General features: G+C 42.6%; 11 protein-coding genes and 1 pseudogene. 8 read left to right on the forward strand and 4 right to left on the reverse strand.

Features of this window, described 5'->3' with window-relative positions; translation table 11 throughout:
- A pseudogene (locus tag B4H32_RS06955) lies at window positions 1–90 on the reverse strand (energy transducer TonB); the annotation flags it as partial.
- 241 nt (window positions 91–331) lie between these two features.
- Here B4H32_RS06955 and B4H32_RS06960 point away from each other — a divergent pair.
- The 8 genes from B4H32_RS06960 to msrA all read left to right on the forward strand — a co-directional run bounded on the left by B4H32_RS06960 (window position 332) and on the right by msrA (window position 6,663).
- The gene (locus B4H32_RS06960; protein WP_286801026.1) at window positions 332–1,012 is read left to right on the forward strand and encodes a hypothetical protein; all 681 of its coding nucleotides are present in this window, start codon (window positions 332–334) and stop codon (window positions 1,010–1,012) included.
- A 463-nt stretch (window positions 1,013–1,475) separates the two neighbouring features.
- A complete protein-coding gene (locus tag B4H32_RS06965) occupies window positions 1,476–2,192 on the forward strand; it encodes a DUF3108 domain-containing protein (RefSeq protein WP_286801027.1) in 717 nt (238 codons plus the stop codon).
- Window positions 2,193–2,336: 144 nt separating this feature from the next.
- Window positions 2,337–2,912, forward strand: a complete 576-nt coding sequence (locus B4H32_RS06970) for a xanthine phosphoribosyltransferase (protein ID WP_004756157.1) — start codon at window positions 2,337–2,339, stop codon at window positions 2,910–2,912.
- A gap of 183 nt (window positions 2,913–3,095) precedes the next feature.
- On the forward strand, window positions 3,096–3,938 hold the full coding sequence (gene thyA / locus B4H32_RS06975) for a thymidylate synthase (protein WP_004763756.1): 843 nt from the start codon (window positions 3,096–3,098) through the stop codon (window positions 3,936–3,938).
- A 23-nt stretch (window positions 3,939–3,961) separates the two neighbouring features.
- Window positions 3,962–4,471, forward strand: a complete 510-nt coding sequence (locus B4H32_RS06980; protein ID WP_004756163.1) for a dihydrofolate reductase — start codon at window positions 3,962–3,964, stop codon at window positions 4,469–4,471.
- Window positions 4,472–4,491: 20 nt separating this feature from the next.
- Window positions 4,492–5,547, forward strand: a complete 1,056-nt coding sequence (locus B4H32_RS06985; protein ID WP_004680535.1) for a DUF4105 domain-containing protein — start codon at window positions 4,492–4,494, stop codon at window positions 5,545–5,547.
- 67 nt (window positions 5,548–5,614) lie between these two features.
- Complete coding sequence (locus B4H32_RS06990) at window positions 5,615–6,031, forward strand: META domain-containing protein (RefSeq protein ID WP_228127116.1); 417 nt, start codon at window positions 5,615–5,617, stop codon at window positions 6,029–6,031.
- A 107-nt stretch (window positions 6,032–6,138) separates the two neighbouring features.
- Window positions 6,139–6,663, forward strand: a complete 525-nt coding sequence (gene msrA / locus B4H32_RS06995; protein WP_004674608.1) for a peptide-methionine (S)-S-oxide reductase MsrA — start codon at window positions 6,139–6,141, stop codon at window positions 6,661–6,663.
- Window positions 6,664–6,718: 55 nt separating this feature from the next.
- Here msrA and B4H32_RS07000 read toward each other — a convergent pair whose 3' ends face one another.
- The 3 genes from B4H32_RS07000 to B4H32_RS07010 form a co-directional block, all read right to left on the reverse strand.
- Window positions 6,719–7,123: an ExbD/TolR family protein gene (locus tag B4H32_RS07000; RefSeq protein ID WP_004680539.1), complete on the reverse strand. Its 405-nt coding sequence runs from the start codon at window positions 7,121–7,123 to the stop codon at window positions 6,719–6,721.
- Window positions 7,123–7,743: a MotA/TolQ/ExbB proton channel family protein gene (locus tag B4H32_RS07005; RefSeq protein ID WP_286801033.1), complete on the reverse strand. Its 621-nt coding sequence runs from the start codon at window positions 7,741–7,743 to the stop codon at window positions 7,123–7,125. The genes B4H32_RS07000 and B4H32_RS07005 overlap by 1 nt, the downstream gene beginning before the upstream one ends.
- Window positions 7,744–7,775: 32 nt before the next feature.
- Window positions 7,776–8,381: TonB family protein (locus B4H32_RS07010; RefSeq protein WP_286801034.1), on the reverse strand; the 606-nt coding region annotated here is incomplete at its 5' end.

Below are 8,381 nucleotides of genomic sequence, written 5' to 3' on the forward strand. Positions count from 1 at the left end.
CAGCATCGCCAAAGCCACTGCTGCAATAAAGACTGGATCTTGCCACCATTAAGGAGACAGTTCAGAACGAAAATTTATTTTCTTCAACATGCGATTCAAGCGACAAAAATGCCTCATCCCCAACGGTGGTTACCGTATAAAAACCTAACCGATATTCAAAATTTTACAAAAACGTGATCCACTTATAGCTACAGTGTTTCCATATCATCATTTTATGAAAATGTAGCAATTAATTTTGCTACACTGCAAGTTAGAAATTTATTTTTATTTTTAGTTATTACAAAGATTGTGGCATTGCATTAAAAACAATTCACTTTCTGGAACAACTTTTATGCAAACGCTAATTTCATCCGTTGTTAAACGTCTACGTAAAGTTTACCAAAAAGCCGAAGAATTCATCGAAGAAGAAAGAGAATTTTCATTGTCGCAAGTGTTTGTCAATGCGACAATGGAACGTTATGTCACAGAAAATGTCAGTATTATGCAAGACCTGCATGCTGACCTCTATGATGGCTGGCTACGCCTCTATACCACTCTGGACGTTAAGGGCTTACACACAACTTTATCTGTCGACTTAAAATTGATTCAGATGGAAATGAATCAAGATGTACAGTTAATGGTGTTTGAACAGATTAGCAATACTCAGGTCATTGAAGCACGTTTCAAGAACATCTTGCAGAAATGGGGATTTTATATTGCGATTTGGTATTATCAAAAATTTCGTGATGAAGATCCTCTAGGCAAAATTTTAGAGCATTTTAAAGTCGTTATTGTCAAAGATGATTTACTTTATCTTGATTTAAACCAATGGTTTAAAAATAAGCCAAGTATTATCGAAACACTGAGCAAGGTGCATGTGAACCGTGCCAGAGTACGCCCCGCCGAATTGATTGTCTGGGGCAATGTCAATCTGGCCGCAATCCTGTATCCATCCAACGAAGATCACCTTGATGATGATGGGCTGGACGAGACTGAAGTTACCCCTATCCAACAGAAAGATAGCAGAAGGTAAGGAAATCGCATACATAGGGCATGTTATAAAATCTTTCACGCCTCAAAAATACACATCTTCATGTTTTATACGAAAAATTAACAAGCGCTTAGTAAAAAACCTGATCTTTTCTTCATAATCTACAGGCATAATAACTAGGGTCTGTTGACATTTCAGCCATGCATTGCGTTATCGGCTAAAACGACATAAACAAGGCATGAAACGCAGGCAATGGCGACCCCCTTGTCAAGTTTCATAACGCAGTTTAGAGAAGTTTTAGCCATAACCCTGCGGGACAGGGACATTTTTTGCCGCTACTGCGTTATGCCTTACTCATTTAGGATAGCTAAATTTCGTAAGTCATGCCTTGTACCGTCTAAAAAATGTCCTCTGTCGCAAGCATCTGTGAAATATCAACAGACCCTATAAATCTTAATGATAAATGAGTGTTCTACTTTGCGACTCACTCAAAGGAAACCATGTTATGACAAAGAAATTATCGAAAGTTCTTGGTTTTACGACAGTAACCTCAGCTGCAATCCTATGTGCAGGCTTATCGAGTCATGCATTGGCAATGGCCCCTTTTCAGGCGAGCTATCAGTTCAGCTACAATAACAAGAATCTCGGTTCTGCGACACGTACCCTTTCGCAACAAGGCAACAACTGGACCTATGTATTCAATGCAAAGGCAGGTGGTATTGCATCCGCAACTGAAACCAGCCAGTTTAGTTTTGTGGACAATAAAATCATCTCACAAAAATTTAGCCGCAGCAGTAAAGTCCTGATCCACAATAACACCATGAGCATCAACTTCAATCCAGCCAGCAAGGTGATCAACACCAAAAAGGATGACAAAACCCGTTCATTTGCCTGGCAGGCAGGTGCACTGGATGAGTTGAACGCCGAACTCCAGTTGCGTGAAGACCTAAAGAATGGCAACACACTCCAGCCGCGCTACTTGATTGCTGATGACAAGGCTGTGGATGAACGTCGTTTTGTGAAACAGGGCAACGAAACCGTCAAGACCAATTATGGTACTTTTAACACAATTAAGGTGGTACTCCAGCATGATAAGCCTGAACGCAATACCGTTTTCTGGCTGGCACCAAAGCTCGACTATCTGCCAGTAAAAGTGACCCATAATGATGGCAAATCATCCTATGGCCTTTTATTGACAGGCTATTCAGGGAAAACCAACTAATTTTTAAAACAATATGCGGCTTCGGGTTCAGTGTGTAAATAGGGTTGAAAACTGCATCAACCCGATAATTTTGGCTTGCAATTTTTGGGATGCTTTTTAAAATATGCCTTTGCTTGAAACAGCATCCGTTTAGAGGATTCTCCCGTGTACGCTTTAGAACAGAAAATCTTAAATGAAGGTATCGTTCTATCTGACCAAGTTTTGAAAGTTGACGCTTTCTTGAACCACCAAATCGACCCTGTACTGATGCAGTTAATTGGTAAGGAATTTGCCGCCCGTTTCAAAGATGCGGGAATTACCAAAATCATCACCATTGAAGCATCGGGGATTGCGCCAGCCATCATGGCGGGTCTGGAACTTGGTGTTCCTGTAATTTTTGCCCGTAAATATCAGTCCTTAACACTTAAGGATGATCTTTACCGCTCTAAAGTGTTCTCCTTCACTAAGCAAACTGAAAGTACCATTGCCATTTCAAACAAGCATCTCAGTTCAACCGACAAGGCACTGGTGATTGATGACTTTCTGGCAAATGGTCAGGCTGCACTGGGCCTCATCGACCTCATTCATCAAGCCAATGCGGAAGTTGTGGGTGTCGGGATTGTGATTGAAAAGTCATTCCAGCCAGGCCGCGAGGTCCTGCTTGAGAAAGGCTACCGTGTTGAGTCGCTGGCACGCGTAAAATCTTTGGCGGATGGTAAAGTTAGCTTTATCACAGAATAAGCCTGACTGCTGACGAAAGGGCGCCTTGAGCGCTCTTTTTTTATATTGGAAAATGAAAAAATACTACACATCGCAAGTGTCATGCTGGGCGCAATCAGGGTATCATGACAACAATTTTGCTGTTCCATATTCATTGGTTTCAATCCCTATCCTGATTAACCACAGAATGTTTTAGAGAAAGTTATGCGTACATATTTAGACCTTTTACAACATATCCTCGACAATGGCGGTGACAAGGGTGACCGCACTGGAACGGGTACACGTTCGGTATTTGGTCATCAGATGCGCTTTGACCTTTCCAAAGGTTTCCCACTTTTAACCACAAAGAAAGTTCACTTTCGTTCCATTGTGATTGAGCTACTTTGGTTCCTGAAAGGTGACACCAACGTTCATTATCTCCAGGACAACAAAGTCACCATTTGGGATGAGTGGGCAACTGCGGAACAAACCGCACGTTTTGGCCGCCCAGAGGGTGAGCTTGGGCCTGTCTATGGCCACCAGTGGCGCAACTTTGGCGCAACCCAAAATGAAGATGGCAGCTACCAGCAAAATGGTTTTGACCAAATCAAGTGGCTGGTCAATGAAATCAAAACTAATCCCAATTCACGCCGTTTGATTGTGTCAGGTTGGAATCCAAACGAGGCTGGGAAAGTGGCTTTGCCGCCCTGTCATACCCTGTTCCAGTTTTTTGTTCAGGATAACAAACTGTCATGCCAGCTTTACCAGCGTAGCGCGGATGTATTTCTAGGTGTGCCATTTAATATTGCCAGCTATGCCCTGCTTACACATATGATTGCGCAGGTATGCGGTTTAGAGGTAGGTGACTTTGTCTGGACAGGCGGTGATACGCATTTATATGCCAACCATTTTAAGCAGGCCCAGTTACAGCTTACGCGTGAACCCTTATCGTTGTGCCAGTTAAAGCTTAACCCAGACATCAAGGATATTTTCGATTTTAAATTTGAAGATATTGAAATTGTGGGTTATGAATCACATCCTGCGATCAAGGCACCTGTGGCAGTTTAAAATCAGATGAGGGAGACGATCAAATGGCATGGCAAGGTATAGAAGTTGTTCACGTGGTGGCAATGGATAAAAACAACTGCATCGGCAAGGGCAATGCTCTACCCTGGCATATTTCTGCTGACCTCAAGCATTTCAAGGCCATCACCCAAGGTGGTGTGGTGATCATGGGCCGTAAAACACTGGAATCAATGGGACGTGCCCTGCCAAACCGTGTGAACTGGGTGATTACCCGTGATCCGTCATGGCAGTATGAGGGTGTCAAGGTGGCGCACAGCATCGAAGAGGCACTTGATGGTGCACTTACAGACCTACAACACGCTGAAAAGTCATCCTTATTTATCATAGGTGGAGGAGAGATCTTCAACCAAACACTTGCGATTGCCGATCGCCTTGAACTGACCCATGTGGATCTGGATGTTCGGGGAGACGCACATTATCCAGAACTCTCTGAGGATTTTTATAAAGTAAACTCAGAACATTATACTGATGAAAAAACCGATATAGCGTTCGAGTTTGCAAGCTACCAAAAATAAAAAATGGATTGCGAAGGCTTATGCATAACATTGCATCACGAGAGTTCTTTATTGCTCTAGGGATTGGTTTCCTACACAGCCTTTTTGCCCTGTTCGTGATCATCTCCAGTATCTGGTTATGCCTTGCTTTATGGATTCAACAACCTCTTGGAACGCTGCTTAGCCGTGTGGTCATTGTCATCTGGGGCTTATTTGCCCTGAGTCTGATTGGCTTTTATGTCAGTGGGCATTTATTTAACCGCCGTACCGACATCATTATCTACTTTCTGGTGTTTGCCTGTTCACTTGGCTGGTATTTTTCCCAGGATGCAAAACAGAACCGAGACTGGGATCCTGAAGTTGCCGAGCAGTTGAGTTATGAAAAACACGGTGACCTTGTAACCTTGCATAAGGTCCGCAATTTTGACTGGCATAAAGATGGCAGCTACGATATTCGCTGGGAAGACCGTCACATAGACCTGAATAAAATCACGGGCGTGAATGTGATTACCTCCTACTGGATGGGGCCACAAATTGCCCATACATTGGTCAGCTTTGATTTCTCTGATCAAAAGCCCCTGGTTTTTTCTATTGAAATTCGCAAAGAAAAGGGTGAAGAGTTTTCAGCCATTGGCGGTTTTTTTCGTAAATATGAACTTAGCCTAGTTGCCTCTGACGAAAAAGACATTGTGTATACCCGAAGCAATATCCGCCATGAACAAGTCTATTTATTTCCCATTAAAATGCCTGCCACTGAACGCAAGGCCCTCTTCATCGAGTATCTCGACAAGGCTGATGAGTTGCAAGCTGAGGCGAAATGGTACAACACGCTGACCAGTAACTGTACTACGCTGGTATTTGATATGATACAGGCGATTAATCCACAACGACTGCCTAAAGATTACCGTTTATTGGCATCAGGCTATCTACCCAATTACCTCTATGATCTTAAGGCAGTGGATCAAAATTACAGCATGAAAGAATGGTATCAGATGGCCCATATCAATACGCGTACCGCAGATTTTGGGCAGCAGTCAGACCAAAGCAGTGAGGCATTTTCCAGATTGATTCGAACAGGTTTACCAAAGAATGAATAATTAAGTATAAATTCACGTGAATATTTACCAAAAACTACGTTCATCCTACGAAAAGACATATAAAACCGTGAATCATTTCATATTATATTTTGATGTAATATATTCAGCAAAACAAACAATTACCCTATTTGAACGTCCGTGGATTGGCACAGAAATCAACGGCAAATTCCTAGAGGTCGACAGTCCCAACCGCCCTGCTATTTATTTTGATGCAAAAAACAAGCGTTTTGCAGGTGCAGATGGTTGTAACAAAATACAGGATAGCTTTGACAGCAATAATCAACACTTAAAGCTGGGTCAAATAGCGTCAACATTAATGGCCTGTCATGGTGCCCAGGATACTATTTCTCGTGAATACAATGATGCACTGGCACAAACCAATCGCTATGAGGTGAAAGGACATGAGCTGAAGTTTCTAGATAAATCAGGTCAAACTTTAGTGAAGTTTGTGACGGTTATTCAGCCGCTTCCTTTCAAGAACTGATAATGTCTTGAAGTAAAAAGTAAAAACCCGTTTCAAATACGGGCTTTTACTTTTTAGGCACTTCGTTTACTTTAATAGCATTCTGAAAAATTAGAAAAGGGAAATATATGCAGCAGGCACTGTTTGGTGGTGGATGTTTTTGGTGTGTAGAGGCTGTGTTTTTACAACTTAAAGGTGTAGAAAAAGTGGTGAGTGGCTATGCGGGCGGTATTGTCCACAACCCAAATTATGAGCAGGTCTGTCAGGGCAATACACAGCATGCCGAGGTGGTCCTGATTGATTTTGATGAACAGCAGATCAGCTATTCACAACTCCTGAACGTGTTTTTCACCACACATGATCCAACCACATTAAACCGTCAGGGCAATGATATTGGCACACAATACCGTTCCGTCATTTACTATTTTAATGATGAACAGAAACAGCAGGCTGAACAGGTCATTCAGGGTCTGGAAGATGAAAACCTCAACATTGTCACCGAGTTAAGTCCAGCACCTACATTTTATCCTGCGGAAGAGTATCACCAGAATTTCTATGCCCGTAACCCATCACAGGGTTATTGCAACTTTAGCATTCCACCCAAGCTTTCCAAGCTACGCTCGAGGTTTGCGGACTTGCTCAAAACCGAATAGCCAAAAAAAAGCAACTCATCATAGAGTTGCTTTTTTTATCCAGCCCACTACAAGATCAGTTTTCACTGGCAAATGCGATATCTGTCAAACCTGCCTCACTGGCACGGGACATCACCTGAGCAACTGTATCATATTTTGATTCTTTATCCGCCCTTAACACAATGGTAGGCTGAACAGACTGCTTCGCCTGATCCTGAAAGCGTTGCTCAAGCTCATCCAGACTTACCACTTCCGCATTCCAAGCCACTTCACCTTGCTGGTTCACGTTAATCGTGATCGGTTTCTGTGGCGGTGGCTGTATCTCAGCCGTTGTTTTTGGCAAGGTTAATGGAATGGAGGGGTTGGCAACCGTTGCTGTGACCAAGAAAATAATCATCAATACCAGCATAATGTCGATCAGAGGAATGAGGTTCATCTCATTCATGCCACTATCGTGGTCTTCACCCAATTGAAAACCCATTAAGCCTGACCTCCAACTAAGCTTTGTTGAGTCGCTTTAGTTTCTGTTTTTATAGGTGTCTCTTGCTGCAACATCGTATCGATTAACAGGCTATGCGCTTGATCTTGTAAATCATGTGCCAAGCCACGATTGAAACGTACACAAACGTTGTAAGCCAATACCGCAGGAATCGCTACAGATAATCCCAAACCAGTCATGATCAACGCTTCACCAACAGGTGTTGCGACTTGCGCTAAGCCTGCCTGACCGCTCGTACCTACAGCGACCAGTGCATGGAAAATTCCCCAAACAGTCCCAAACAAACCCACAAATGGCGCAAGCGAAGCAATTGTTCCAAGAACAGATACACCTTTTTCTGCTTGAGATTTTTCAGCCGAGATTTGACGAAGTAAAGCTTGCTCAGCAACCGCTTTGCGTTGCTCAAAGGTCAAAGGTTGTAACTTAGATTTAAGCTGAGCCAAAGCTTGAACAAGTTGACTGTAAGCCTGTTTTTTTAATTGGCGTGTTCCTAATAGACGTAGAATAAAGATCGTCCACGTTGCAATCGACATTGCTAAAAGGATGAAATACAGGGTTTTACTCACTGCATCTGCATGTTGCCAATAAACTGAAAAGTTCATATACGAACTCCTGATTTAATTTGCTACAAAGGCTAAGAGGAACTCTTCACTAGCTCTAATGGTAAATCACCATTAATAGCTCGCCCATCTTTAGTTGGTTTAAATTTAGCTCTTCGCACAGACTTTAGTACGATGTCATCTAATTTCGGCAAACCAGTTGATTTTTTTACAGTGACATTCAAAATTTTCCCCGAAGGATCTGCTTCAATGTATACAACCATTGTTCGATCCTTACCTTGTAAGTCCGCATCTGTATATGAAGGCTTTGGACTTCGAGACCATGACACTTCGCCAGGTGCCAAAGCTTGACTCTTACGCGCATCTTCCTGTGCTTTTTGATCTCTTTGAGCTTGCTCACGAGCCTGCTGATCTCTTAACGCTTGCTGCTCTCTTAGTTCTTGCTCACGGGCTTGCTGGTCTTTTAACTCTTGCTCACGCCTTAATTGATCTAATCTTTGTTTTTCCAAATCCTGCTGTTTCTTCAGCTTTTCTTTAGTATCATCTTCTTGAATGACCTTTGACTCTACTTTTTGTACTTTCTGAGCAATCACTTTCGGCTTTTCTACAGGAACAGGTTCAATTTTTTTCTTCTCTACAGGTTTAGGTTCTACCTTAGGCTTGATCGGTTCCACTTTTGC

Origin of the sequence: Acinetobacter sp. UBA2063, assembly GCF_002333245.1 — a bacterium.
GTDB classification, from domain to species: Bacteria; Pseudomonadota; Gammaproteobacteria; order Pseudomonadales; family Moraxellaceae; genus Acinetobacter; species Acinetobacter parvus.

Coding starts and splice junctions, on each gene's coding strand:
- B4H32_RS06960 (WP_286801026.1), top strand. CDS start 332: ATGCAAACGCTAATTTCATCCGTTGTTAAACGTCTACGTAAAGTTTAC.
- B4H32_RS06965 (WP_286801027.1), top strand. CDS start 1,476: ATGACAAAGAAATTATCGAAAGTTCTTGGTTTTACGACAGTAACCTCA.
- thyA (WP_004763756.1), top strand. CDS start 3,096: ATGCGTACATATTTAGACCTTTTACAACATATCCTCGACAATGGCGGT.
- B4H32_RS06980 (WP_004756163.1), top strand. CDS start 3,962: ATGGCATGGCAAGGTATAGAAGTTGTTCACGTGGTGGCAATGGATAAA.
- B4H32_RS06985 (WP_004680535.1), top strand. CDS start 4,492: ATGCATAACATTGCATCACGAGAGTTCTTTATTGCTCTAGGGATTGGT.
- msrA (WP_004674608.1), top strand. CDS start 6,139: ATGCAGCAGGCACTGTTTGGTGGTGGATGTTTTTGGTGTGTAGAGGCT.
- B4H32_RS07000 (WP_004680539.1), bottom strand. CDS start 7,123: ATGGGTTTTCAATTGGGTGAAGACCACGATAGTGGCATGAATGAGATG.
- B4H32_RS07005 (WP_286801033.1), bottom strand. CDS start 7,743: ATGAACTTTTCAGTTTATTGGCAACATGCAGATGCAGTGAGTAAAACC.